At 69.7% G+C, this 23,967-nt stretch carries 21 protein-coding genes and 1 pseudogene; 15 read left to right on the forward strand and 7 right to left on the reverse strand.

What is annotated here, in order from left to right:
- Positions 1 to 6: 6 nt before the first annotated feature.
- A complete protein-coding gene (locus tag QH290_RS27065) occupies positions 7 to 1,200 on the forward strand; it encodes a helix-turn-helix domain-containing protein (RefSeq protein ID WP_280262344.1) in 1,194 nt (397 codons plus the stop codon).
- A 219-nt stretch (positions 1,201 to 1,419) separates the two neighbouring features.
- A pseudogene (locus QH290_RS38220) lies at positions 1,420 to 1,710 on the forward strand (nuclear transport factor 2 family protein); the annotation flags it as partial.
- Between the two features lie 16 nt (positions 1,711 to 1,726).
- Here QH290_RS38220 and QH290_RS27070 read toward each other — a convergent pair.
- Complete coding sequence (locus tag QH290_RS27070) at positions 1,727 to 2,776, reverse strand: MCE family protein (RefSeq protein WP_280386001.1); 1,050 nt, start codon at positions 2,774 to 2,776, stop codon at positions 1,727 to 1,729.
- A 296-nt stretch (positions 2,777 to 3,072) separates the two neighbouring features.
- Between QH290_RS27070 and QH290_RS27075 the strand changes: the two genes are divergently transcribed.
- The 8 genes from QH290_RS27075 to QH290_RS27110 all read left to right on the forward strand — a co-directional run bounded on the left by QH290_RS27075 (position 3,073) and on the right by QH290_RS27110 (position 11,220).
- Positions 3,073 to 3,996 carry an N-acetylglucosamine kinase gene (locus tag QH290_RS27075; protein WP_280386002.1) on the forward strand — a complete coding sequence of 308 codons (924 nt, stop codon included), beginning with the start codon at positions 3,073 to 3,075 and terminating at the stop codon, positions 3,994 to 3,996.
- A 74-nt stretch (positions 3,997 to 4,070) separates the two neighbouring features.
- On the forward strand, positions 4,071 to 5,603 hold the full coding sequence (locus QH290_RS27080; RefSeq protein ID WP_280262348.1) for a sodium:solute symporter: 1,533 nt from the start codon (positions 4,071 to 4,073) through the stop codon (positions 5,601 to 5,603).
- Positions 5,604 to 5,640: 37 nt separating this feature from the next.
- Positions 5,641 to 6,513 (forward strand): MurR/RpiR family transcriptional regulator, encoded by an 873-nt coding sequence (locus tag QH290_RS27085; protein ID WP_280262349.1) that lies wholly within the window; start codon positions 5,641 to 5,643, stop codon positions 6,511 to 6,513.
- A complete protein-coding gene (gene murQ, locus QH290_RS27090; RefSeq protein WP_280386004.1) occupies positions 6,513 to 7,412 on the forward strand; it encodes an N-acetylmuramic acid 6-phosphate etherase in 900 nt (299 codons plus the stop codon). The genes QH290_RS27085 and murQ overlap by 1 nt, the downstream gene beginning before the upstream one ends.
- A 118-nt stretch (positions 7,413 to 7,530) precedes the next feature.
- A complete protein-coding gene (locus QH290_RS27095) occupies positions 7,531 to 8,856 on the forward strand; it encodes a NupC/NupG family nucleoside CNT transporter (RefSeq protein WP_280386006.1) in 1,326 nt (441 codons plus the stop codon).
- 105 nt (positions 8,857 to 8,961) lie between these two features.
- On the forward strand, positions 8,962 to 9,747 hold the full coding sequence (locus QH290_RS27100; protein WP_280386007.1) for an MBL fold metallo-hydrolase: 786 nt from the start codon (positions 8,962 to 8,964) through the stop codon (positions 9,745 to 9,747).
- A 171-nt stretch (positions 9,748 to 9,918) separates the two neighbouring features.
- Positions 9,919 to 10,140 carry a hypothetical protein gene (locus QH290_RS27105; protein WP_280262357.1) on the forward strand — a complete coding sequence of 74 codons (222 nt, stop codon included), beginning with the start codon at positions 9,919 to 9,921 and terminating at the stop codon, positions 10,138 to 10,140.
- A 33-nt stretch (positions 10,141 to 10,173) separates the two neighbouring features.
- Positions 10,174 to 11,220 (forward strand): fused (3R)-hydroxyacyl-ACP dehydratase subunits HadA/HadB, encoded by a 1,047-nt coding sequence (locus QH290_RS27110; RefSeq protein ID WP_280262359.1) that lies wholly within the window; start codon positions 10,174 to 10,176, stop codon positions 11,218 to 11,220.
- Positions 11,221 to 11,272: 52 nt separating this feature from the next.
- Here the strand turns inward: QH290_RS27110 and QH290_RS27115 are convergent, their stop codons facing one another.
- Both QH290_RS27115 and QH290_RS27120 read right to left on the reverse strand, forming a co-directional pair.
- A complete protein-coding gene (locus tag QH290_RS27115) occupies positions 11,273 to 12,505 on the reverse strand; it encodes a hypothetical protein (protein WP_425301552.1) in 1,233 nt (410 codons plus the stop codon).
- Positions 12,506 to 12,758: 253 nt separating this feature from the next.
- The gene (locus QH290_RS27120; RefSeq protein WP_280262363.1) at positions 12,759 to 13,109 is read right to left on the reverse strand and encodes a hypothetical protein; all 351 of its coding nucleotides are present in this window, start codon (positions 13,107 to 13,109) and stop codon (positions 12,759 to 12,761) included.
- A 121-nt stretch (positions 13,110 to 13,230) separates the two neighbouring features.
- Here QH290_RS27120 and QH290_RS27125 point away from each other — a divergent pair, with 121 nt between their 5' ends.
- Complete coding sequence (locus tag QH290_RS27125) at positions 13,231 to 15,471, forward strand: M20/M25/M40 family metallo-hydrolase (RefSeq protein ID WP_280386009.1); 2,241 nt, start codon at positions 13,231 to 13,233, stop codon at positions 15,469 to 15,471.
- 6 nt (positions 15,472 to 15,477) lie between these two features.
- Here the strand turns inward: QH290_RS27125 and QH290_RS27130 are convergent, their stop codons facing one another.
- A complete protein-coding gene (locus QH290_RS27130; RefSeq protein ID WP_280262367.1) occupies positions 15,478 to 15,879 on the reverse strand; it encodes a hypothetical protein in 402 nt (133 codons plus the stop codon).
- A 103-nt stretch (positions 15,880 to 15,982) separates the two neighbouring features.
- Positions 15,983 to 17,638: an alkaline phosphatase D family protein gene (locus QH290_RS27135; RefSeq protein ID WP_280386011.1), complete on the reverse strand. Its 1,656-nt coding sequence runs from the start codon at positions 17,636 to 17,638 to the stop codon at positions 15,983 to 15,985.
- 210 nt (positions 17,639 to 17,848) lie between these two features.
- On the opposite strand from QH290_RS27135, the gene QH290_RS27140 reads away from it, so the two are divergent.
- The gene (locus QH290_RS27140; RefSeq protein ID WP_280262371.1) at positions 17,849 to 19,375 is read left to right on the forward strand and encodes a bifunctional phosphatase PAP2/diacylglycerol kinase family protein; all 1,527 of its coding nucleotides are present in this window, start codon (positions 17,849 to 17,851) and stop codon (positions 19,373 to 19,375) included.
- A 70-nt stretch (positions 19,376 to 19,445) separates the two neighbouring features.
- Positions 19,446 to 20,135, forward strand: a complete 690-nt coding sequence (locus tag QH290_RS27145) for a haloacid dehalogenase type II (RefSeq protein ID WP_280386013.1) — start codon at positions 19,446 to 19,448, stop codon at positions 20,133 to 20,135.
- Here the strand turns inward: QH290_RS27145 and QH290_RS27150 are convergent, their stop codons facing one another.
- Positions 20,136 to 21,089 carry a helix-turn-helix domain-containing protein gene (locus QH290_RS27150; protein ID WP_280262375.1) on the reverse strand — a complete coding sequence of 318 codons (954 nt, stop codon included), beginning with the start codon at positions 21,087 to 21,089 and terminating at the stop codon, positions 20,136 to 20,138.
- Positions 21,090 to 21,247: 158 nt separating this feature from the next.
- On the opposite strand from QH290_RS27150, the gene QH290_RS27155 reads away from it, so the two are divergent.
- Together QH290_RS27155 and QH290_RS27160 are read left to right on the forward strand one after the other, a co-directional pair.
- Positions 21,248 to 21,796, forward strand: coding sequence for a cupin domain-containing protein (locus QH290_RS27155; RefSeq protein ID WP_280262377.1), 549 nt, complete (start codon positions 21,248 to 21,250; stop codon positions 21,794 to 21,796).
- Positions 21,797 to 21,834: 38 nt separating this feature from the next.
- Positions 21,835 to 22,143, forward strand: a complete 309-nt coding sequence (locus QH290_RS27160; RefSeq protein ID WP_280262379.1) for a hypothetical protein — start codon at positions 21,835 to 21,837, stop codon at positions 22,141 to 22,143.
- 27 nt (positions 22,144 to 22,170) lie between these two features.
- Here the strand turns inward: QH290_RS27160 and QH290_RS27165 are convergent, their stop codons facing one another.
- Positions 22,171 to 23,667, reverse strand: coding sequence for a carboxylesterase/lipase family protein (locus QH290_RS27165; protein WP_280262382.1), 1,497 nt, complete (start codon positions 23,665 to 23,667; stop codon positions 22,171 to 22,173).
- Positions 23,668 to 23,967 lie beyond the last annotated feature (300 nt).

Raw genomic sequence — 23,967 nt, forward strand, 5'->3', positions numbered from 1 at the left:
GGTGCCGTGACGGATGTGACGATGTGGACCGGGGGGCACGTCAAGGCTCTGCGGGACGCGCTCAGAAAGACCCAGCAGCAACTGGCCGACGAGTTGGCGTGTGCCCAACGCACGGTGAGCTTCTGGGAGAGCCGCCCGAGCGCGAACATAAGTATCTGTTTCCAATCGCGTCTGGACAGAGTCCTTTTCAACGCGGACCATGAGTCCAAGAGGCGATTTCACGAATTGATGGGAGACCCGGACGTGAACCGGCGACACTTCCTTGCCTCGACTGCGGCAGCGGTGGGCATGTCGACCTTGCGTGGTGAAGATACCCCCGTGGTGACGGCTGACGCGATCGAGCATCTGCGAACCACAGTCCATTCAGCGAGGCAACTGGACGACAAAGTCGGCGCGAATGCCGCACTTCCGATCATCGAAGCGCAGGTGAAGACCTGTACAGCGCTCCTGCGCGACTGTCCATCAAGCTTGAAACCCGAGCTTCAATCGCTGACCGGTGAAGCTACCGCCAGCACTGCGTGGGCCGTTTGGGACCAAGGTGACGTGGAACGCGCCGACGAGCTGTTCGACCTCGCGTATCGACACGCGGAGGAAGCCGGAGATACCGACATTGCGACGGGGATCCTTTGCCATCGCACACAGGTAGCTGTCGCAGCGCGTCAGTACTCACGAGCCGCCGACCTGGCGGATGCGATGCTGAGGTTGCCTGTCAGTGACGGCCGAACCATCGATTTCCGAAGGCTGTGTGCCGCAGAAGCTTTCGCAGTCTCGGGTAGAAAGCACGACGCATGGGTCCAGCTGGACCGTGTCACAGACGATTTCGCCGAGCAGACGACCCCGGACGAATCGTTCTGCTACTACCAGGCGCGGTGGGCCACAGCAGCGAAGACAGCACGTTGTTTCGCAGCATCCGGAGAGCACGCTGCTGCAGCGGATACGGCTCAGGCCACGTTGCCGCTCATTCCCGCGCATATGAAACGAGACCGGGCAAAGTGCCATCTGCAACTTGCACGGACAGTTGCCAGCCTCGACATCGATCGCGCATGCGCAGCGGCCCGGGACGCCATTGATCTCACTCGCGGATGGAACTCGTATCGTGTCCGCGAACTCTACGCCGACACCCGAGCACGCCTGGATCCCTGGTCCTCCACCCGCGCAGTCCGCCAACTGGACGACTACGCAGCAGGCGTCCTCACCTAACCACCCGACAACCACGCAGCAGCCCACCACCTGAGCCCTCCCAACCAGCTCAACGACGACCACAGCACGCGTCCTCGCCCGGCGAACTCCGCGGCCGCACAACAGACGCCCACCAACTCGACAACACAGCAGTCGCCCACACCCGCCGACTCGACGACTGGTCAGCGGGCATCCTCATCCGCCCCGCCCACCATCTCGACCTAACCCAGAGGACGAAGCTTGTCCCCCGCCGACAACAAACAACTCCTGCGCGAGGCATTCGATGCCTGGGCCACCGGCGATATCCGCCCCTTGCTCGCCGCCATGGCCGACGACGTGAAATGGACGGTCAGCGGGCACAACAGTTGGGCGGGCAGCTTCCTCGGCAAGGATGCCGTGCGCCGCGACCTGCTCGCGCCGCTGGGCGCCCGGTTCGCCGACGAATACACCTGCACCGCAAGCCGGTTCGTGGCCGAGGAGGACACCGTCGTCGTGGAGGCGCAAGGCCGCGTGACAACGAAGGCGGGCCCGCGCTACGACAATCCGCTCAGGGCCGACATACCGCCGACTGCGAGGGCCCGCCGATCTGGGAGAGCAAACCGCGGGGAAACAGGATGCCGTACAGCGAGATGTCCAGGCGGCACACGTAGGCGTCGGCGTAGGTGCCGTTCTGGGTGAAGCGGCCGATGTCGGACAGGATCGAGGGCAGGTCGACCGCGGTCTGATCGAGCTTGGCGCCGTTCTCGAGGAGCAGGGTGAGGGCGTCGCGGACCGAGGTCTGCGCGGGGACCAGCTTCGGCTGCACCTTGTCGATGGTGTGCACCAGGGTGTCGGCGGTCGCGGCGATCTGCTCCGTCGATGCCAGCAGCGATCGGCCCTGTTCGTACAGTCCGCCGACGAGCGCCCGCGTCTGGGTGATCAGCGTCTCCAGCTCGGTGCCGCGCTTGGCCAGGCCCTGCATGATCGCGCTGAGGTTGGTGATGACATCGGCGAGGATCGCGTCGCGGCGGTGGAAGTCGGTCGCCAGCGCGGCGGCCTGGGTGATGAAGGCGCTCAACGACACCCCGTCGCCCTGCAGCGCCATGATCAGCGTGTTCGACAGGTCGTTCACCTGCTCGGGCAGCAGGTTCTCGAACAGCGGCTGAAAGCCGTTCAGCAGGCCGGAGATGTCGAACGACGGCTCGGTCCGCGCCAGCGGAATCGCTCCCCCGCTGCGCAGCGGCGTGCTGCCGGGATCGGTGCCGGGCGCCAGTGCCACGTAGCGCTGGCCGATCAGATTCTGATACCGCACCAGCGCCTTGGTGTCGGAGTACACGGTCTGATTGCGCTGCACCACGAAGCTCACGCGCGCGACATGCTTCCTGGTCGCCTCGTCCCGGTCCAGATCGATGCCGGTCACCTTGCCGACCCGGACCCCCGCGATCCGCACGTCGTCGTTCACGCGCAGCCCGAGCACGTCACTGAAGGTGGCCGTATATCGATCGGTCGGCCCACTCACATTGCGCGCCAACGTATTCCACACCACCACCGTAACCAGAACCGCAACGAGCGCAAAGGCCCCGAACCCGAGCAACGGCCCCCGAATCCCCCGCCTCACCCCAGCCCGCCCAGCGCCACCGACACCCACGCCTCCTCGAACTTCCCGACAAATCCGACTACCTGGCAACAATTGGGCAACCCGCCGCCCCAGCCTACCCACCACCCCCGACATCCCCTCCCCCGGCACGCCGGACCCAAACTTCCCGCACTCTCTACCGGTTCCCGCACCCCCTGCGAGGGCTTGTAAGGGGTGCGGGAACGAACAGGGGGTGCGGGAACGTGTGCTCTGCCGACCGGTAGGTAACTTGTGGGGATCGGCGGCGGGATGGGGGATGGTTCGCGAAGATGCTGGGCATGAGTGGCGTAGTTCTTGCTGTCGACTTGGGGAAGACGAAGTGTCGGGGGGCGCTTCGGGTGGAGGGGGTTGAGAAGGAGTTGGCCGAGGGGGCGGGGGCGCCGGGGTTGGCGGCGGCGGGCGGGGTGGCGGCGGCGGTGGCGGCCATCGGGGACGTTGTCGGGCGGATCGATGGTCTCGCAACGCCTTTCGTGGTGTCGGTCGGTGCCGCCGGTGCGGCCGCGGCGCCGGAGGCCCGCGAGCAGCTCGCCCGGGAACTGGCCCGGCTGCCGCGGGTGACGGCGGTCGCGATCACGTCCGATGCCGTCACCGCCCACGCGGGGGCGCTCGGCGGCTTGCCCGGGGTGGCACTGACCGCGGGGACCGGAGCCGTGGCGACCGCGATCGACGCGGCGGGCACCTTCACCCGCGTCGACGGCTGGGGACCGCTGCTCGGCGACGAGGGCAGCGGCGGCTGGATCGGCGTCGAGGGCCTGCGCGCGACGCTGCGCTGCCACGACGGGCGCGGGCCGGACACCGCGCTGGCCGCCGCGGCCACCGCGCGCTACGGACCCCTCGACGACCTGCCCAGACTGTTCGGGCAGCACGAGAACCCGGCCCTGCTCGCCGCCGGTTTCGCCCCCGATGTCGCCGCGGCCGCCGCCACCGACGCGACCGCCGCCGACATCATGACCGCCGCGGGCCGCGCGCTGGGCCGCACCGCGCTCGCCGCGATCGCGCGCAGCGGTCTGCGCGAACCGGTGCCGTACGCGCTGACCGGTGGACTCGTCGAACTCGGTGCGGCACTGTTGGTTCCGATCGAGGAGACGATCGGAACCGCCGCCGAACGCCGCCCGGCACGCGGCGGGCCGATCGACGGCGCCGCGCTGCTCGCCCTCGACACCACGACGGCGCTGGAACCACTGATGACACGAATTTCCTGAAAGTTATTGACAGGCATCAGCGTGACAGTTGACACTCATTTGCATTCCGCTCGCAGCACCACCGGGAGTTCACGATGAACGCGCTCAATGTCGCCGTCATCGTCGTCTACCTGGTCGGCGTCGCCTGGATCGGCCTGCGGCTGTCGGGAAAACAGCGCTCCGCCTCGGACTATTTCGTCGGCGAGGGCCGAATGCCGTGGTGGACAGTGTGTTTCTCGGTGGTCGCCACCGAAACCAGTGTGCTCACCGTCATTTCGATCCCGGGCGGCGCCTACACCGATCAGGGCTTCGGAAACGTCGAGCTGGCATTCGGGTACATCATCGGCCGCACCGCCGTCGCGCTCGCGCTGATCCCGCTGTACAAGCGGGGCGGATTCGTCAGCGCGTATCAGTATCTGCAGCTGCGGTTCGGCCGCTACCTGCAGGGTGTCGCCTCGGTGACCTTCGTGGTGACCCGGCTGCTCGCCGAGGGCGTGCGGCTGTTCGCCTCCGCCATCCCGATCAAGCTGCTGCTCAGCGAGTTCGGCGTCACCCTCGGCTACGACGTCATCATCGTTGCGCTGACGCTGCTGACGGTCGTCTACACCTACCTCGGCGGCATCAAGGCCGTGATCTGGACCGACGCGCTGCAGATGGGCCTGTACCTGCTCGGCGCGCTCATCGCGATCGTGGTGCTCACCGGCCACGTCGGCGCCTCCGGCTACGCGGATGCGCTGCACGCGGGCAAGTTCCAGCTGTTCGATACCGACTTCGATCCGGCGCACATCCTCACCAGCAGCTTCGCCCTGCCCACCGCCATCATCGGCGGCGCGATCTTCGCGATGGCCTCGCACGGCTCCGATCAGCTGATCGTGCAACGCATTCTGGCGACGCGGTCGGTGCGCGACAGCCAGAAGGCGATGGTCGCCTCGGGCGTGTTCATCGCCCTGCAGTTCGCGGCCTTCTCCCTGGTGGGTGCGCTGCTGTGGTCCTACAACGACGGCAAGAGCTTCAAGGACCTGGGGCTCTCCAGCGCCGACGGCCTGTATCCGGACTTCATCCTGCACGGCCTGCCGGTGGTGATCTCCGGGCTGCTGGTCGCCGGAATCCTCGGCGCCGCCATGGGTTCGCTGTCGGCCGCGCTGAACTCCATGTCGAATTCGACTGTGGCCGATATCATTCACAGCTTCTCCCGCCGCGAGATCTCCGATCTGGCGATGCTGCGGCTGGGCCGGACCATGACCCTGGTGTGGGCGGTGCTGATGGCGCTGTGCGCCATGGGTTTCAGCACGACCACCGGCAACGTGTACCTCACGGCGCTGGCCATCGCGGGCTACACCTACGGCGCGCTGCTCGGCGCCTTCCTGCTCGGTCGAATCGTCAAGCGCGCCAACCAGTTCGACGCGATCGTGGCATTCGTCGCGACCGTGATCGTGATGACGTTCGTGGTCCGGGTCGTCAAGATCGATGTCACCGTGGCGGGGAAGGTGACCGAAAAGGGTATCGCCGCACAATGGCTGGTGCCCATCGGCGTCGCGGTCACCCTCGTCGTCGGCGGGCTCACCAGCCGCTTCCACCCGGCGCCCGACACCGTGCCGCCGCCGGAGCCGGTCGAGGCGGTGGCATGATGCGAGCACCCCGACACAGCGCTGGACGGAGGAAGCGATGACCGAAGGTGACGATGTCCGCAGTCGGCTGCTGGCGGCTCTCCCGCGGCTCACCCCGACCGCCCGGCGGGTCGCACAGGTGATCCGCGACGACCCCGCGGGGACGGCCCAGCTCACGGTGAACCAGCTCGCCGAGCGCGCCGACACCAGCACCTCGGCGGTGGTCCGGCTCGCCAAAACCCTTGGCTACGAAGGGTATCCACAGCTACGCCTAGCGCTGGCCGCGACCGGCACAGAGGATCGGACGCCGGTGCTGGCCACCGATATCGGACCCGAGGACGCGCCCTCGAAGGTCCTGCACAAGCTCGCCGCCTTCGAGACCGAGGGACTGCTCGCCACGGCCCAGCGCGCCGATGCCGCGACCATGTCGGCGGTGGCGCAGGCGCTGGCGCAGGCCCGCCGGATCCAGCTGATCGGAATCGGCGCCTCCGGGCTGGTGGCGATGGATATGGCGCAGAAGCTGACCCGGATCGGGCTGTGGTGCGGCGCGTGCACCTCGGAGGACGACGCGCTCGTGCAGGCCAGCCTGCTCACGACCGGGGATGTCGCCATGGCCTTCTCGCACTCCGGGGAGACCACCGGCGTCGTCGACGCCGTGCGCCGCGCCGACCGCGGCGGGGCGACGACCGTCGCGGTGACCGCGGGCGCCGGATCGAGCCTGGTGTCCACCGCGGCGCACGCGCTGCTCGCGGCGGGGCGCGAGGACGGCTTCCGGTCGGCGGCGATGGCGAGCCGCATGAGCCAGCTGCTCATCGTCGACGCGCTGTATGTCGGTGTCCTGCAACGTACTCCGGCGGCGGCCCAGGCGCTGCATCGCACCTATGACGCGGTCGCCGATCGCCGGATCCCGCGCCGGCCGCGGGAGGTGTAGTGGACAGGCTCGGCGAATTGGCCACGGAGACGGCCAATCCGCGCTCGGCGAACCTCGACTCGATGCCGGTCGAGACCCTGCTCCGCACCATGAACGCCGAGGACTCCCGGGTGGCTTCCGCGGTGGCGCAGGCCATTCCGAGCATCGCGCGGGCGGTCGAGGCGATCGTCGCGGCACGCGAGCGCGGCGGGCGGCTGATCTATGCCGGGGCGGGCACCAGCGGACGACTGGGGGTGCTCGACGCCTCGGAATGCCCGCCCACCTTCGGCAGCGATCCGGGCGAGGTGCTCGGGGTCATCGCGGGCGGGCCGCAGGCGCTGACCGAGGCGGTGGAGGGCGCGGAGGACGATGCCGCGGGCGCCGGGCGCGACCTGGCCGCGCTCGGCCTGGCCCCCGCCGACGTCGTGGTGGCGCTGGCGGCGAGCGGGCGGACGCCGTACGCGGTCGGGGCGCTCGACAGCGCGCGGGCGATCGGCGCCACGGCCGTCGCGATCTCCTGCAACCGCCCCGCCGAACTCAGCGCGCACGCCGATATCGCCATCGAAATCGACACCGGCCCCGAGGTTCTCACCGGATCCACGCGGTTGAAGGCCGGGACGGCGCAGAAGCTGGTGTGCAACATGCTGTCCACCGCGGTGATGGTGCGCGCTGGGAAGGTGTACGGCAATCTCATGGTCGACCTGCACCCCTCCAACACCAAGCTGGTGGACCGGGCCCGCCGCATCATCGCCGAGGCCACGGGCGTGGACTTCGACACGGCCGCAACGCTTCTCGATGCCGCCGACGGCCAGGCGAAGACGGCCATCGTCATGCAGCTGGCCGGGGTCGACGCCGCCCGGGCCCGCGGAATGCTCACCGACGCACACGGTTTCGTCCGCGACGCGGTGCACACGGGCTGAGCGCGACACTTTCTGACGGAACTACCGCGTTCGACGCGAAGAATTGCCGTTCGATCGGTAGCGTGTCTCCCACTCATCGCTGGTAGACCGCCTACCGGCGGATCAGGCGGAGGTGTCTGTGCAGTACGTGATCGGGGTCTTCGGCCTGCTGATATTCCTGTTACTCGCCTGGCTGCCGAGCTTCGACCGGCGCGCCGCCGCGGGCAAGCTCGGCCGGGTGGCGTTGCTGCTGGTGGTGCAGGTCGCGCTCGGGTTCGTCCTGCTGAAGACCGGGGTGGGCACGACGCTGGTGCGGGTGATCCGGGACGGCTTCCAGCACATCCTCGACTATGCCGCGCAGGGCACCGAGTTCATCTTCGGCGATCTGGTGCGGGTCGGCGGCGACAGCGGCCCGGCGTTCCTGTTCTCGGTGCTGATGCCGATCGTGTTCGTGTCGCTGCTGATCGGCATCCTGCAGCACATCGGGCTGCTGCAGCTGATCATCAAGTACCTCGGCACGGCGCTGTCGTGGGTGAGCGGGTTCGGCAAGGTCGAATCGTTCAATGCGGTCGCCTCGGCCATCCTCGGGCAGTCCGAGGTGTTCATCTCGCTGCGCGCGATGCTGGAACGGATTCCGCCGCAACGCATGTACACGCTGTGCGCCTCCGCGATGTCGACGGTGTCGGCGTCGATCCTCGGCGCCTACATGCAATTGGTCGACGCGAAGTTCGTCATCGCCGCCATCGTGCTCAACCTGGTGGGCGTGTTCGCGGTGACGGCGCTGATCAATCCGTACACGGTCACGGCCGAGGACGACGCCGAGCTGCTCGACGCCTCCAAGGTCCCGGCCGGGCCAGCGCCCGCCGACGCGGGCAATGCGGATGTCAGCGGTGGAACGGCCGGGGCGGCCAACGGTGGAACCGGCGACCCCGCCAGCGGTAGGACCACCGATACCGACAGCAGCAAGAAGCAGTCGTTCTTCGAAATGCTCACCGACTACATCCTCGTCGGCTTCAAGGTCGCGTTCACGGTGGCGGCCATGCTCATCGGGTTCATCGCGCTGCTGGCGATGGTGAACGGGATCTTCGCCGCGATCTTCAACGGCACCACCTTCCAGGACGTGATGGGGCACGTCTTCGCGCCGCTGGCGTGGCTGTCCGGCGTGCCCTGGGACGAGGCGGCCGACGTGGGCCGGTTCATGGGCACGAAGCTGGTGTCGAACGAGATCGTCGCCATGCAGCAGCTGCGCGAGGAGCACGGGGATCTGTCGGAGCATTCGATGGCGATCGTGTCGACCTATCTGGTGTCGTTCGCCAACTTCTCCAGCATCGCCATCATCATCGGCGCCGTGCGCAGCCTCAACGAGCGGCAGGGCCTGGTCGCCGCCCGCTACGGCCTGCGCCTGCTCTACGCCGCCACGCTGGTCAGCTTCCTGTCCGCCACCATCGTCGGCCTACTCACCTGATTCCGGCCCATACGCTGATTCCGGCCCGGCCCCGTGGAGTAGAAACGGAGTGGGTGTACACGGGGTTAGGAGGCGGTTGTGTGGAAGATCTGTAGTACGTGCGGGGTGGAGCACGAGGCGGACGCCACGATCTGCCGGATCTGCGCGGACGAACGGCAGTGGGTGCCCGCGGCGGGCCAGCAGTGGACCACGCTGCCGGAGCTCGCGGCCTCCGGCCACGTCGTCCAGGTGCGGGAGCTGGAGCCCGACCTGTTCGGCCTGACCACCGAGCCGCGCGTCGGCATCGGCCAGGAGTCGCACCTGATCCGCACGCCCGCGGGCAACGTGCTGTGGGACGTGACCGGCTACGTCGACGAGGCCGCGGCGCGGCAGGTGCGCGAACTGGGCGAGGTCGTCGCCATCGTGCCGAGCCATCCGCATCACTACGGCGTCCAGGTCGAGTGGAGCCGCGCGCTGGGCGGCGTACCCGTCCTGGTCGCGCAGGCCGATATGGAGTGGATCGCGCGCCCCGATCCGGTGATCCGGCCGTGGTCGGGCCGGGTGGACCTGCTGCCCGGAATCACGCTGCGCCAGTTGGGCGGTCACTTCGCGGGCAGCGCGGTGGCGCACTGGGCGGCGGGCGCGGGCGGGCGCGGCGTGCTGTTCAGCGCCGACACCATTCAGGCGAATCCGGATCGCCGCACGGTCGCCTTCATGCGCAGCTACCCGAACCGGATTCCGCTGTCACCCGCCGTCGTCGATCGCGTCACCAAGGCCGTGGAGGAGTACGAGTTCGACCGCCTCTACGACAATTTCGGCAAGACCGTCGACTCCGACGCCCGCGCCGCGGTCCGCCGCTCGGCCGATCGCTACATCGCCTGGGTCCGGGGCGATTTCGACCACCTCACCTGAGATCGCCCGAACCATCCGGTGATTGGGTGCCGTCACGGCGGACCCCGATCGCCGGTGGTGAGCGGGAACAAATCCGCTGCGGCGGAATGATTTTCGCAGACAAGTCGGATTACCTTCTCTCGACGGGTCAGCGGCGCCCCGGGTCCTCGCACACCCGAGAAGGGAGCCGTAATGAGCAAGCAGCCGTGGCCGGAGGCCGAGCCCGAGGCGCGGACGGTGACCGCCCGCAATCGGCTGACCCTCGTCCAGATCCTGCTGGCGATCGGCGCTCTCGCGGTGGTGGCGGCCGGATGTTTCGCGCTGGTCGCGGGCGCGCTGCCGCAGGACAACCCGTCGGCACCGACGATCGTGCCGCCCTCGCCGATCACCTGGACCGGCGTGGTGCCGCGGTAGGACCGATTCCGAAATTCCGGACCGAGGAGGACTATGGACACTCTCACCCGCGCACCGGCCGATCAGGCTCGCCGCCTGGTCGGGCAGCGCTATCGCCAGGCCGACCACTATGAGGTGGGCCGCGAGAAGATCCGCGAATTCGCTCGCGCACTTCAGGATTCGCATCCGGCGCACCGCAGCGAGCTGGCCGCCGCGGAGCTCGGATTCGATGCGCTGATCGCCCCGGCGACCTTCGCGACGCTACCGTGGATACGCGCGCAGGACGAGGTGTTCAGCACCCAGCTCTACGAGTACGACCTCGGGCAGGTGCTGCAGGCCGATCAGATGCTCGAGTTCGCGCGGCCGCTGGTGGCGGGCGACATCCTCACCTCGGACGTGTACTTCCAGTCCTTCCGGCAGCTCCGCGATCTCGACCTGCTCACCACGAAGAACGTCCTGTCCGACCGACACGGCGTGCCCGTGCAGGCCGGGACGACCACCCTGGTGGCCCGCACCGGTGCCGTCCGCTCCGAACTGGCCGACATGGTGGACGGGATCATCATGACCGGCCTGGCCGCCGGCGACCGCCGCACGCACCACTCCCCCGACCGGCTGGGCACGCTGCTGCCGGTATCCGGCGATGCGATCACGGTGAACCCGCACCCCCGGCGACCCCATACCGCCTGCACCACAGGCGATCTCGCACCCGGAGACCAGCTGCCGACCCGCACGGTCCGGCTGACTCGCGGCGATCTGGCCAACTTCACCGGCGTGACCGGCGACGCCAATCCGATCCACTTCAGCGACGATGTGGCCCGCGCCGCCGGACTGCCCTCGATCGTCGCGCACGGCATGCTCACCATGGGCCTCGGCGCGGCCTACCTCACCGAATGGCTGGGCGACCCGGCCGCCCTGACCCGCTACGGCGTGCGATTCTCCGGCACGCTGCCCGTCGCGACGGACCGGCCCAGCACCGTCGAATTCGGCGCCACGGTCAAGACCGTCGATCCCGAACAGGGCATCGCCACGCTGTCGCTCACCGCACACGGCAACGGCACCAAACTCTTCAGCCGCGCCGCCGCCACCGTCGCCCTCCGCTGACCGGCCACCGCCCGGCGCGCGTCATCGAACGCGTGCCGGGCGGTGTCGGTCTCTACTCGTCCGGATCGAAGCCGTTCACCCGCTGCTTGGCGGCGCGGGCGCGGCGGCGCTCGGCGCGCAGCTCGGCCAGCTCCTGCTCCAGCGTCTCGGCGATCCGGAACTGGCCGGTGTCGTAGACGCTGAGCGGGTCCGGATCCTCGGCGGACGCCTGGCTCTCGGACTTCTTGGGCTTGCTCGCGCCGTTGGCACCGTTGCTGCCGTTGACGTCCTTGGCGTCGTCGACCCGCCAGCTCTTGGCCGTGGTGGTGCTCGGCGTCTTCGGGGTCCAGATATCGGGCTCCTCGGCCGGGTCCAGCACGTCGCCGGACGCGGTCGTGGGCTCCTCCTCGGGCTTCGATTCGGCGGCCCCGGGCAGCGCGGCCTGCGGCACCGGCGGGCGGGTGTCGGGTGCGGCCTGCCGGATGAAGCTGACGAACGTCGGCAGCGTGCGCCGGATCTGTTCGGCCGGATCGGGCAGCTCGCGCACCTGCTCGGTCGCGCGGGCGATGGCCTGGCCGTAGCGGTGGCTCGCGGCGTTGTGGATGAGCAGCGAGACACCGATCATGACCGGCGCCACCGCGTGCACGCCCACCTCGTACCACTCGGCGGAGCGGAGGTAGGGGTAGGTGTTGAGCACGACCGTCAGCGACAACAGCGCCAGCTCGGCCATGGCGACCTGGCGGCGGCTGTCGAGAATCCCCCACTCGGCGACCTTGTTGGTGCCGACCATGATGATGATCAGGCAGACGCTGATCATGCCCTCGAGCAGGTAGCTGAACCAGAACAGCGGGTCGGTCGCGCCGCCGGGCGCGATGTTGTGCTGCACGTTGACCGCCGACCACAGCATGCCCGCCGTCACGACCGCGGCCAGGCCGCGCTGCGACCAGGCCCGGTGACGGTACAGCGAGGCCAGCTTGGCGTGCGGGCTGGACTCGCGGCGCTGGGCGGCAACGGCCTTGCGGGCCATCAACAGATCTCGCATATCGGCCTTCGCGATCGCCTCTGAGGTCTGCCTTGCGCGGTCGGATGCCGAGGCCGCGGCCTGAACGTTCTTCCAGCGTTGTTCGCGTTCCTGCTCGCGAATCTTCTCGGCCAGGTCGCGCTCGGCGTGTAGTTCGTCCTCGGACAGCGCATCGGTCAGCGCCGGGTCGAACTGGTACGCCAAGCGCCCACGGGCCTTCTCGACCCGCTTCGCCAGCTGCGCGACCTCGTCTCCGTTGGGACGTTCGACGGTCAACGGGACCACCGCCCGGTGAGTTGCGATGGCCGACAGGTGATCACGAGTGGGAACGGCACACGACATTCTTAGTCGATCGACCGCCGTCCGCGAAACCACAGATTTGCCGAAATCCGAGATTCTCCGGCGTGCCGCGCGCGACACGCCGAGGCCGGTTACCGGAGTCGTGTTGTCGAGCAGGACAATTCGTCGGCTTTGTGTCAATGATGTAGGTCTGCGCCCCACTGACCATACCGAACGGACGGTACGGCAGACCAGCCCCTCAGGCCGCGGCCGCGGCGGTCAGCTGCCGCCGCACACCCTCGACGTCGGCGACGTCGACGACCAGCCGGGTGAAATCCGATCCGCTCAGATCGATCTGGACCGCGCGGCCGTCGAACAGCGTGTCCCAGAACTCCTTCCGCCCCTTGCCCCGGAACGTGCCCGCGGCGATCACGCCGGGGAAGAAGGTGCCCGGCGCCCGCACCCACGGCGGCCGGCTGTCCACCGCCGCCGGGCCGACCGCGGTGACGTCGGACAGGTCGAAGCTGAACTGCTCGCGCAGACCCAGGAATCGGTGGGCGCCGAGCACATGGACCGTCACGGTCGTTCCTGTGACCTCGATGTCGACCATCGCGCACCTACCTCTCGCCGGGGGTCGTGTTCCTCCTGTTCCAGCATGGACAGCGCTGCTGACCGGAGTCTGAGGTCTTCCTATGAGTTTTCTCAGATTCTCCCGGCATTAGGATCGGCCCATGCGGGTGGGACGACGGCTCTCGGGCTTGCTGGCGTTCGCGGTGCTGCTGGCCGTGGTCGTCGCGACGGCGTGGGAGCAGCCGCACGGGCATCGCGCGGCCTCCGCGCCCGCCGACGTGTTCAGCGCCGGGCGGGCGTTCGACACGGTCGAGGCGATCGCCTCCAGGCCGCACCCGGTGGGCACCGCCGAACACGACCGCGTCCGGGACCATCTCGTCGACCGGCTGCGAAACCTGGGCCTGGACACCGAAATTCAGAGCGGTATCGGGCGGTACCCCGCGGCCATCGAGCGCGACGTGCTCGGCATGGCCCGGGTCGACAACATCGTCGCCCGGCTGCCGGGCACCGATCCCACCGGCACGGTTTACCTGACGGCACACTACGATTCGGTGCCGCCCGCGCCCGGCGCGAACGACGACGGCGTGGGCGTCGCGACGGTGCTGGAGTCGGTGCGCGCGCTGCGCGAGGCCCGCACCGCGCTGCGCAACGATCTGGTCGTGCTGCTGACCGACGCCGAGGAGGTCGGCCTGCTGGGCGCGGAGGCGTTCGTGGCCGCCGGTCGGGTCGATCCGCGCGGCGGGGTGGTGGTGAACCACGAGGCCCGGGGCGCGGGCGGCCCGGTCATGCTGTGGCGGATCACCCACCCCGACGGCGGCCTGATCCGCGAGGTGGCCGATATCCCGTTCCCGAACACCGACTCGTTCTCGACGTCGCTGGCCGGTGGGCAGACCTCCAGCAACACCGATTTCGCCGCCTTCGAACCGGCCGGGCTGCACACCCTGGACTGGGCCTACGCCGGTCGGAACGCCTACTACCACAACCCGTTCGACGATCCGGCCCACGTCGACCTCGCCACCCTGCAGCAGATGGGCGACAACACCCTCGCGCAGGCCCGGGCGTTCGGCAACCGGGACCTGACCGACGCGGACGACGGGAATCGGGCGTACTTCTCGCTGCCGTTCGGGGTGCTGATCGTGCTGCCGCTGTGGGTGATCATCGTGCTCGCGGTGGCGGCGCTGCTCGGCGCGGGCTGGGTGGTGCGGCAGGTGCGGCACAGCGGCGAGGCATCGCTCCGCGGCGTACTCGGTGCCGCCGCAACGGCATTGGTGGCCGTGCCGCTGGCGATGGGCGCGACCTACGGGCTGTGGGAGGCGCTGCGGGCGATCCGGCCGGAGTACCGGCCGCTGTTCGTCGACCCGTACCGGCCCGAGTTCTATTACGCGGCGGTGCTCGTGCTGTGCGTCGCGGTCCTCACCGCTTGGTATGCGCTCGCGCGGCGCCTGTTCGGGCCCACCGCCGCCGCGGCCGGGCTGCTGTGCTGCGTGGCCGTGCTGGGCGCGGGCGTCACCGCGATCGCCCCGGCGGCCGCGGAGATCCTGGTCGTGCCCGCGATCGCGGCGGTCGCGGGGGTTTCGCTGACCTTCGTCGTGCCCGGCGCGTGGCGGCTGCCGGTGCTGACCGTCTTCCTGCTTCCGGCGGCGGTGTTCCTGGGCGGCATCGCCTGGTCGGGACTGCAGGCCGGAATCACCGGGGCGCCGTTCCTGGTGGCCCCGGCCGTGGTGCTGTTCGGCGGGCTGCTCCTGCTGACGCTCACGCATGCGTGGCCGGTGCGCCGCGCGGCATGGCTCCCCGCGGCCACCGTACTGGTCACCGTCGCGCTGGCGGCCGCGGGCCTGGCCGTCGACCGGGTCGACGACCGGCATCCGCTGATGTCCCAGCTGGCCTATGCCCTCGACGCCGACAGCAATGCGGCACAGTGGGTTTCACAGCAGGAACCCGATCGCTGGACGCGGGGGTTCGTCGAGGCGAGGTCGCTGCCCGAACCGTACGCGGCGCTGTATCCGGCCGCGGTGGCCGGTGGTCCCGCACCGGCGGCGGCACTGTCGGCACCGACGGCCGAGATCCTGTCCGACAGCACCGATTCGGGCCATCGCACCGTGCATCTGCGGCTGCGGTCCACCCGCGGCGCCACCGCCCTCGCGCTGCGCTACGACACCCCGGTCCATACCTTGCGCGTGGCGGGGCGCGAACTCACGCCGGTGCCGAATCGGGGCTTCCGCCTGGAGGCGCCCCCGCCGGAAGGCATCGACGTGGAGCTGACCGCCCCGGCCGGGCCCCTGCCGCTGCGCGTGGTCGACTACAGCTGGCTGCCCGGCTCCGGGCTCGCCGATCCCCCGGCGGACATCTTCTACCGTCAGGACAGCACGGCCGCGGTGTTCACCACGGTGAAGGGATTGTGAACCGGCTCAGCGGTAGATCGGGGTCCGCCGCCACGCCGTCACCGGCTGCAGGTAGCCGTTGCGGCTGAGCCACTGCACGCTGTCGGTGAGATCGTCCTCGGGAATCCCGGTGTCCTGCACCAATTCATCGATGGTGCTGGCGCCACCGGCCTCCTTCACCTGGTTCAGCACGTACAGATCGAATTCGGAGAGCTGATGATGGGATCCGAGCACATAGGCCGCGCCGACGGTGAGCTGCCACGCGGTGACGCCGACGATGTAGCGATGTCTCTTCAGCCACGCCAGGGCGTCCTCGATCTCGTAGGCGGACGCGTCGAGCAGTTCCGCCAATTCGTCCGCGGTGCGAGCCGCCGGGCTGTCGGACAACACTTCGAGAGTATCGGCCTGGGCAGGGGTGAGTTCAGTCATTCCTCGATACCGACGTGAGAGGGTGTCCTGGGCGCCTAGACGTTACAGCGAACTCGGCCCGCGCGCGCTTTGTCCAGATTCCCAATGGTGGGTGTGACCGCCGCTACCGTGGTTTCGGGCCCGGCTGGGCCGCCGCCTCGGGCCCGGCGGGCTGATCGGTCGCGGGCGCGGCCGTCCATGCCTCGGTGGCGCCCGCAACCCCGTCCTGCACAACGAATTCGGCCCGGGTGGTGACCGGTGCGCCCGGCTGCCGGATGTAGGGGACGACGCGAAAATCGCTGCGCCACAGGCCGTGATCGAGGTCGACCCGGACGTAGCCGCGCTGGCCGTTGAAGAACTTCAGGTCCGGATTGGCGGCCAGCAGGGCGCGGCCGCGCGGGGTGAGGTCCGCGCCGTCGCCGCCGGTGCTGATCGAGGTGCCGGTGAATTCGGTGGCCACCACCGGAGATTCGGGGCGGGCGTAGTCGGCGCGCAGATCGGCGGCGTAGTTCTCGTGCCGGTCGCCGGTGATCACCACGAGATTGCGCGCGCCGCGGTCGGCGGCCGCGCCGAGAACGGCATTGCGATCGGCCACGTAGCCGTCCCAGGAGTCGGTGCCCACCGAGATCCCCGGGCCCGGATCGTAGTCGGACTGCGCCATCGCGACCTGATTGCCGAGGATCTGCCAGCGGGCGGGTGAGTCCGCGAAGCCGTCGAGCAGCCAATCACGTTGCCGGGCACCGAGAATGGTGCGGTCCGGGGCGAATCGCTCGGTGCAACCGTCGACGAGGTTGCCGTCGCCGCACGCCTGCTTCGTGCGGTACTGCCGGGTGTCGAGCATGGTGATCTCGGCCAGATCGCCGAAGCGGTAACGCCGATGCAGCCGCATATCGGGCCCGGAGGGCAGCTGGGCGAGCCGCAGCGGCTGATGCTCGTACATCGCCTGGAACGCCGCGGCGCGGCGGCGCCGGTACAGCATCGGGATCCGGTGGATGTCGATGCCGAGGCCCGGGGAGTCACCGGCCCAGTTGTTGTCGACCTCGTGGTCGTCCATGGTGACCAGCCACGGGAAGGCGGCGTGCGCGGCGCGCAGCGGCGCCTCGGCCTTGTTCTGCGCGTAGCGCAGGCGGTAGCCGGGCAGGTCCACCGATTCGTTCCAGAACTGCCGGTCCATCGTGGCGCCGACCCGGCCCAGCATCCACACCTGCTCGTAGATGTAGTCGCCCAGGTGCACGACCAGGTCGAGGTCCTCCGCGCTCAGATGCTCGTAGGCGGTGAAATAGCCGGAGTGCCAGGCCTGACAGGAGGCGAACGCGAAACGCATACGCGCGGTGGGACTTCCGGGCGCGGGTGCGGTGCGGGTCCGGCCGACCGAGGAGATCGCCGAGCCCGCGCGGAAACGGTAGTAGTACCAGCGATCCGGCGCCAGGCCGCGCACCTCGGGATGCACGCTGTGCGCGAACTCGCGGGTGGCCACCGCCGAACCCCGCGCCACCACCCGGCGGAAATGCTCGTCGTCGGCGACCTCGTAGTCCACGGTGACCGGGGCCTGCGCGGTCCCGCCCAGCCCGTCCGGCGCGAACGGATCGGGCGCCAGCCGCGTCCACAACACCACTCCGTCGGGCGTCGGATCGCCCGAGGCCACCCCCAGCGAGAACGGATCCCCGCTCACCCACCGCGGCGCCCGAAACCGCGCACTCCCCGCCGCCGACGTACCGACCAGCAGCGCAGCCGCCCCAGCAGTACCCACCCGCAACAACTGCCGCCGCGACAGAACCATACGTCAGGGTAACGCAACTGGAGCCCCTCTCCGATTCCCAGGAGATTCCGGCCAAAAGCACGCCGGAACAATGAATGGACACCACGCCGGAAACGACAAGAAGTGGAGCCCAACGCACTCCCATCCCCGGCGCGCTCCCTCCTCATCCCCGGCGCTCTCCCTCCTCATCCCCGGCATGGTTTTGGCCGGGGCGGCGGTACTGTCGGGCTGGTGAGGAAGTGGTTGCGGCGGAAGTCTCGGCCGGTGGGGCGGTTCGATCGGGCCGTGAGCGGTGCGGTGGCGGAACTGCCGGTGTCGATGATCGATCGGGGGATGTTGCGGTTGACTCGGTCCGCCGACAACGGCGTGCTGTGGATGGCGATCGCGGCGGTGCTCGTCACGCGCAAGGGCGCGACCCGGCGGGCCGGTCTGCGCGGCATGGTCGCGCTCGGCGGCGCCACCGTCGCCGCGAACACCTTCAAGACGGTCGTGGGCCGCCGACGCCCGGCCGCCGAATTGCTGCCGCCGGATCGCCGGCTGATCCGCCGCCCGGCCTCGTCGTCCTTCCCGTCCGGGCACAGCGCCTCCGCCGTCGCGTTCGCCACGGCGGTGGCCATGGAGAGCCCGCGCAGCGCGCGCGTGGTCGCCCCGCTGGCCGCCACGGTCGCCTACTCGCGCGTGCACACCGGCGTGCACTGGACCTCCGATGTGCTCGTCGGCGCGGCGATCGGCGGCGGCGTCGCCCTGGCCACCCGCCGCTGGTGGCCGGTGCGGCATTCGGACGAGGCGCAGGCCCGCCCGGTGCGCGAGGTGCCGGTGCTGGCCGACGGCAAAGGCCTTGTGGTCGTGGTCAATCCGATGTCCGGCACCCCCGGCTACGACCCGACCGACGACATCGCCCGCGCGCTGCCCGCGGCGACCGTGCTGCGCACCGTGCCGGGCCTGGACTGTCTCCAGCAGCTGGAGCAGGTGCTGGCGGCGCGCACGGAACAGCCCGCCGCCGTCGGTGTCGCGGGCGGGGACGGCACGGTCGCCTCGATCGCCACGGTGGCGCTGCGGCACGGACTGCCGCTGGTCGTGATCCCGACCGGCACGCTCAATCACTTCGCCCGCGATGTCGGCGTGTACGACCTGCGCGAGGTCGTGGACGCCACCGGCGCCGGGGAGGCGGTATCGGTCGATATCGCGAGCGTGGAATTCGGCACCGACGGGGAGTCCCGCACCCAGCACTGGATCAACACCGCCAGCATCGGCGCCTATTCGGATCTGGTGCGGCTGCGCGAGAAGTGGCAGGAGCGGTGGGGCAAATGGCCCGCCTTCGCCGCGGCCCTGGTGGTCACGCTGCGGCGGGCCGAGCCGATCCGGATCAAATTGGACGGGCGGTGGCAGGAGGTGTGGTTCCTGTTCGCGGGCAACGGTTCCTACGATCCGCCGGGCGCGGTCCCGGCCTTCCGCTCGCGCCTCGATTCCGGCCTGCTCGACATCCGCTGGCTGCGCGCCGATCTGAAATTCTCCCGCACCCGCGCGGCCCTGGCCCTGCTGCTGGCCGCCATCGGGCACAGCAAGGTCTACGGCGAACGCATGGTCCCGGCGCTCACCGTCGAACTCCCGGACTCGCAGGCCCTGGCCACCGACGGCGAGGTGATCGGCGAGGCCACCCGCCTGCATTTCAGTGTGCCGGGCCAGATCGCGGTCTACCGGCGCGACGAGGAGAACCCGCAGTGGGCCGACCGCGAACGGCCGCACCACCGCCAGTGAGCGTTCTTGACTCGCGAGGCCATTCCGGGCAGCATTCGTAACCTGTCTAACCGGTTACGAAGGAGAAGGTATGGCCGAGGTCCGCGATATCGAGGTCGTCGTCTTCGATGTCCTCGGGACGATGGTCGACGAGCCGAGCGGGTTGCGGTCGGGAATTCGGGAGGCGGTGCCCACCGCCGATCAGGCGTTCGTCGACGAACTGCTCACCGTGTGGCAGCGGCACGTCGAACTCGAGCAGCAGCGAATCGCGCAGGGCGAGCGGCGATATGCCGGTACCGAGATCATCGACGCCGAGGCCGCGCAACGGGTGGCCGCCCGCGCCGGACTCACCGACCCGGCGGCCCTCGACCGGCTGGCGACGGCCGGGCAGCGACTACCGGCCTGGGACGACTCCGCCGCCGGGCTCGAGCGGATCGCCCGCCACTTCCCCGTGCTCGGGCTCTCCAACGCCGGTCGCACCGCGCTGCCGCGGCTCAACGCCCACGCCGGGCTGCGCTGGCACCAGGCCCTCTCGAGCGAGACCGTCCGGGCCTACAAACCCGCGCCGGAGATCTATCGGCTCGCCATCGACACCGCCGGATGCGCGCCGGAGCGCACCCTCATGGTCGCCGCCCACGCCTGGGACCTGCGGGGAGCCCAGGCGAGCGGCATGCGAACCGCCTACGTCCGGCGCCCGGTCGGGGACCCGCCGACGAGTTCCGATGTGTTCGACTGGCAGTTCGACAGCCTCGGCGAGCTGGTCACGAAGCTGACCGGATAGTCACTCGCCCCCGCCGTCCGGGTCCTCGCGGAACCGGCCCGGGGTGGCACCGAAACGGCGGTGGAATGCCTTGGTGAAACTGCTGACCGAATCGAACCCCAGGTCCGAAGCGATGGCACTGACGCTGCGCTGCCGATACGCGGGATTGCGCAGGCGGTCGCGCGCCAGACGCAACCGTTCCTCCCGGATCACTTCGCTGGCACTGGTCCCGGTGGCACGAAAGGCCAATTGAATCTGGCGCACCGACCAGCCCAGCGCCTCGGCCAGGCGCGCGACGGTGAGGTCGCGATCCCCGGCATGGCCGTGGATGTATCGGCGGGCGGCCGATTCCACCGCGGCGAGCCGGGTGGCCGCACTCCCCGGATCGCCGAGGATCTGCATGCAGAGCAGATCCACGAGCCGCTCGGACACGGCGTCGAATTCCCGATCGGTGAGAGTGGCGGACTCGTCGTACAGACTGCCGATGATTCCGGCCGCCACCCGTCCGAGGCCGGTCGTGAGGTCCAGTGGCTGCGCCGGTGGCGCGGTGCGGTGGAGGCGATGCCTGATCTCCTGCCGCGGAATGGTGATGATGAGCCCGCGGGTGCCCTCGGGCAGCGACAGCGAGAAGGGCCGGTCGATGGACACCAGGGCCGTCGAACCGGGCACGAGGGTGCCCTGCTCGTCGGCGGAACCGATGGTCACGGGCCGGGTGAGCGGGACGATCAGCCGGTAGTCGTCGTCCGGGTCGGCACGGATATGTTTCGCGCCGCGAATGTAGGTGACCGCGTCCGACGACCATCCGACCAGCTGGTAGCCCTCGGTGCGGCGCAGCCGGATATGCCCCCGGAAGTCGGCTCGGTCGGTGAATTCGTAAGCGAGCCGACACTGATTCGCATCGACCAGCTCGGTCCAGTAGTCCGCTCGCTCGTGGTAGTCCACCACCCTGGTCGTGACCGCTGTCGCCGGGTCCATCAGCGCCGTCTCCTTCCTACCGCCGCCTAGATCATGGCCGGTTGCCGCGTTCTGCGCATCCGGACAATTCCCGTGCGCGCCGAAACACGCGCCGACGGACCCGTCACGGATACGGTCCGGACGATTCAGCTGGTGGCGGACGAAATTCAGGAGTGCACATGCGCAGAATCGTGGTCGGCGACTACGACACCGGGCGGGGACGGCTGCTGGGCGACGACGAGGTCGGCCCACTGACGCTGGCCATGTTGCCGGGCGTCGAGGTCTACCGGATGTGGGAACTCGACGAGCAACCCACCCTGCCGGTCGACGACGTGCCCCGGATCGACAAGAGCTTCTTCCCCGGCCCGGGTGGACTGCGTTTCGGCATCATCTCCGTGCCCCCGGGGCTGAGCTATGAGCCCGACGCGGACCTCTCCGAGGAGCAGGTGGCGGCGGCCGCCGCGGAGGCGGAGGCGAAAGTGCCCGGGATGATGGCCGCCTTCGACCCCGCCGCACCCGGCATGCACCGCACCACCACCGTCGATTTCATCGTGGTGCTGGCCGGGCACGGCCGCCTGCGCCTCGGCGACGGCTCCGATGTGTCGCTGCGACCGGGCAACTGCGTGATCCAGAACGGCACCCCGCACGCCTGGTTCAACGACGGCACGGAGCCGTTCGTCTTCTGCTACAGCGTCTGCGGAGCCGACCAGAGCACGGCGGACTCGTGAATCACCGCCCGCACCAGCATCTCTCGAAAGGATGGAATATGCGAAAGACCGGTAAGTTGATCCTCGGAGCCGGAATTGCCGTTGCCGCAATCGGTCTCACCCCCGCCACCGCCTCCGCGGCGGAAGGTGTGAGTGGCTGCTTCTCCTACTCCTACGAGCCCGGCATCACGACGACGACGGTGTATTACCACAACCGTTGCGATGTCGGACGGGAGATCACGATACGGCTGAAGGACTACGGGGGCTGCAATGACGGCCATTTCTCCATCCATGTCGAGGCCGACGGAAAGGGCCGCAAGGTCGTCGAATGCGGTGAGGTCGAGGAGGTGTACGGCGAGGAGTACTGAGCCGCGGACGACTACGGCCGAGGTGTCTCAGCTCGCCGCGTGAGCCCTCCGCAGCGCCCGCAGCTCGTCGGCGCGCGGGTCGGCGACCTCGTAGGAGTCGGGGAAGCCGAAGATGCGGACGGTGCGGGTGGCGGCATCGAAGCGCGACCATCCCGGGTCGCCGTGTGTCGCGAAGCGGACCCAGGCGCCGTGCACCTCGTCGGCCAGGCGCTGGGGAGGGTTCGGTCCGGTCAGGGTGTGCGCGGCGTCGATCTGATCGAAGACGAACGGCACCTCCATGACGTGGCAGGCGCCGAGGTTCTCGATGCTCGAGGGCCAGTCGAATTCGTAGACGTAGGCCGGATTCCCCGCCGTCGCGGTGGCTTCCGCGATCCGCATGACATCGTCGCGGAACACGACGTCGGTGATGACGGCGGCGAAGATGTCGGCGGGCGCGGCGTCCGGGCGGTTGGCGGCGTAGCGCTCGGCGACCGCGGGCTCGAGCCCGTAGCGCGCGAGAACGAACGGCAGCGTCTCCTCGGTGATGCCCGCGGCGATACCGGTCGGGAAGGTGAAGAATCGGAACTCCTGCGCGGTCCAGCCCGCGATCAGCGGCACCGTCCGATCCGGTTGGCTCACAATGATATCCGTCGGCCGGTCCGGGAGCAGATCGCCGTCGACGACCGGGAAGAAGCTGAGGATGCCGAGCCCGTTGGCGACGACGGATGCGCCCCACTTCGCCGGGTCGGGGTCGGCGATCAGCTCCAGCGTCGTCCAATCCTGCACCGTCCGTAGCCGATCCGGCGTGAGCTGACCGAATGCCGCCGCGGTGGGCTCGATTCCGAGCTTCGCGGCGACATTCTCCGCGACCTTGCGCGCGTCGTCGGCGGCGGCCACCGCGGAACCGTTGGCGCTCTGCACGATCGCGCGCCGGAACAGGCCGCGGGCGGCGGGCGAGGCGATCAGATTCACCACGCTCATGCCGCCTGCCGACTCCCCGAACACGGTGACATTGCCCGGATCGCCGCCGAACGCGGCGACATTGTCCTGCACCCAGCGCAGGGCGAAGATCTGGTCGCGCAGACCACGATTGAGCGGCGCGCCGGGGACGGCCGCGAAGCCGGAGATGCCGAGCCGGTAGTTGATCGACACCACGACGACGCCGTCGCGCGCGAAGGCGCTGCCGTCGTAGATCTTTCGCGCGTTGGAGCCGCGGGTGAAGGCGCCGCCGTGGATCCACACCAGCACCGGCAGTCCGGCGCTGCTGGTGTCGGGCGTCCAGACGTTCACATTGAGGTACTCGTCGCCCGGGATGCCATCGCTGCCGATGAGCGCGTGAATGGGGGCGGGATACGGCGACTGCACGCAGGTGGCACCGTGCGCGCGGGCCTCCCGCACACCGGACCACTCGGGCACGGGTTTCGGCGCCTCGAACCGCGCCGGGCCGACCGGCGCCGCCGCGTACGGGATGCCGAGGAAGCTGCTGACCCCGCCCTCGGTCACGCCACGAACCTTGCCGCCGGTCACCGACACGATCGTTTCCATAGGGACTCCTTCGTCGCCCGTTCACCCCGGAGCCGAATTCCGGACACTACTCGACAGTACGGGTTCGACGCCGCGACGGCGTCCGGTTCCGGCGCGATCACCCGCTCATCGACGGCGGGGCGAGCACGGGGCGCTGGTGGGCGTACCAGTCCAGCAGGGCCGGGTCGGGGGGGGGGGGGGGGGGGGGGGGGGGGGGGGGGGGGGGGGGGGCGGGCCGGCGGGGGGGGGGGGGGGGGGGGGGGGGGGGGGGGGGGGGGGGGGGGGGGGGGGGGGGGGGGGGGGGGGGGGGGGGGGGGGGGG

It is taken from the genome of Nocardia wallacei (genome assembly GCF_029869545.1).
GTDB lineage: Bacteria > Actinomycetota > Actinomycetes > Mycobacteriales > Mycobacteriaceae > Nocardia > Nocardia wallacei_A.

Excerpts from the sequence above, each read along its gene's own strand:
- QH290_RS27075 (WP_280386002.1), top strand. The coding sequence starts at position 3,073 with ATGAGTGGCGTAGTTCTTGCTGTCGACTTGGGGAAGACGAAGTGTCGG.
- QH290_RS27080 (WP_280262348.1), top strand. The coding sequence starts at position 4,071 with ATGAACGCGCTCAATGTCGCCGTCATCGTCGTCTACCTGGTCGGCGTC.
- QH290_RS27085 (WP_280262349.1), top strand. The coding sequence starts at position 5,641 with ATGACCGAAGGTGACGATGTCCGCAGTCGGCTGCTGGCGGCTCTCCCG.
- QH290_RS27105 (WP_280262357.1), top strand. The coding sequence starts at position 9,919 with ATGAGCAAGCAGCCGTGGCCGGAGGCCGAGCCCGAGGCGCGGACGGTG.
- QH290_RS27110 (WP_280262359.1), top strand. The coding sequence starts at position 10,174 with ATGGACACTCTCACCCGCGCACCGGCCGATCAGGCTCGCCGCCTGGTC.
- QH290_RS27120 (WP_280262363.1), bottom strand. The coding sequence starts at position 13,109 with ATGGTCGACATCGAGGTCACAGGAACGACCGTGACGGTCCATGTGCTC.
- QH290_RS27125 (WP_280386009.1), top strand. The coding sequence starts at position 13,231 with ATGCGGGTGGGACGACGGCTCTCGGGCTTGCTGGCGTTCGCGGTGCTG.
- QH290_RS27130 (WP_280262367.1), bottom strand. The coding sequence starts at position 15,879 with ATGACTGAACTCACCCCTGCCCAGGCCGATACTCTCGAAGTGTTGTCC.
- QH290_RS27135 (WP_280386011.1), bottom strand. The coding sequence starts at position 17,638 with ATGGTTCTGTCGCGGCGGCAGTTGTTGCGGGTGGGTACTGCTGGGGCG.
- QH290_RS27145 (WP_280386013.1), top strand. The coding sequence starts at position 19,446 with ATGGCCGAGGTCCGCGATATCGAGGTCGTCGTCTTCGATGTCCTCGGG.
- QH290_RS27150 (WP_280262375.1), bottom strand. The coding sequence starts at position 21,089 with ATGGACCCGGCGACAGCGGTCACGACCAGGGTGGTGGACTACCACGAG.
- QH290_RS27155 (WP_280262377.1), top strand. The coding sequence starts at position 21,248 with ATGCGCAGAATCGTGGTCGGCGACTACGACACCGGGCGGGGACGGCTG.
- QH290_RS27160 (WP_280262379.1), top strand. The coding sequence starts at position 21,835 with ATGCGAAAGACCGGTAAGTTGATCCTCGGAGCCGGAATTGCCGTTGCC.
- QH290_RS27165 (WP_280262382.1), bottom strand. The coding sequence starts at position 23,667 with ATGGAAACGATCGTGTCGGTGACCGGCGGCAAGGTTCGTGGCGTGACC.